General features: G+C 31.7%; 1 protein-coding gene. It reads right to left on the reverse strand.

From position 1 onward, the window contains the following. Nucleotides 1–145 precede the first annotated feature (145 nt). Complete coding sequence (locus ACTJKA_RS19915) at nt 146–625, reverse strand: DUF1433 domain-containing protein (protein ID WP_171465939.1); 480 nt, start codon at nt 623–625, stop codon at nt 146–148. Between the last annotated feature and the right edge of the window lie 183 nt (nt 626–808).

Genomic DNA, 808 nt, shown 5'->3' on the forward strand with positions numbered 1-808 from the left:
GCTTATTGTGCTGAGTGATTAACGAAGTCACTGAGACAATGATGATAACGACCAAAACAGATACAAGTTTTATTGTGTTTTTCATGTCTACCGTTGCCTCCTTCTTAATAATGAAAAATAAAAAAGGTAATTCATTAACTTTTTGTTATTTATCCCCAATATCCTTGAGATACTGTTCACGTTCTTTTTCAGAGAGTCGTTTAAGATAGTTTTCCTTTATTTCAGGCTCATCTTTATATTTATCCCAGTCTTTAAAGCGATATGATAAATCAGGAGAATGACTCATCGAACCTATTTCATTAGATTTGTATATTAATGATGCAGAAAAATGATATTTTTCAGCATCGTTATTTATATATCCATCAACTGTGACATAACCCATAGGGCTTATAGATACATTTTTTTTAAATGTGATGGTTTTAATAAAGTTGTGAATATCTTTTTCATGTAAATATTCTTCAATTTTTGGTTTCATCTTTTCTGCGAATTCTTCGGCCTTTTCTTGATTGCTTTTCTCTTGCACTACTTCATCTGAAAAACTCTGATGAATGTACTCTACAACAAACACAGTTACGGAGATGACGGCAACCACAATTATGATAGAAAATTTCATGATATTTTTCATAAAAAGCAAAACTCCTTCATGAGCTTTAATCAGCTGACTATTGAATTTGACAAAATATAAACAGGTCGGCTAGTACCTGTTTTACTCTTTTTCTCCAATGTCTCTCAGATACTGTTCACGTTCCTCCTTAGTAAAACTTTTAAGGTAATTTTCTTTCACTTCCGGCTCATCTTTATATTCTTC

It is taken from the genome of Bacillus sp. 22190 (genome assembly GCF_052045575.1).
Taxonomy (GTDB): Bacteria; Bacillota; Bacilli; order Bacillales; family Bacillaceae; genus Bacillus; species Bacillus altitudinis.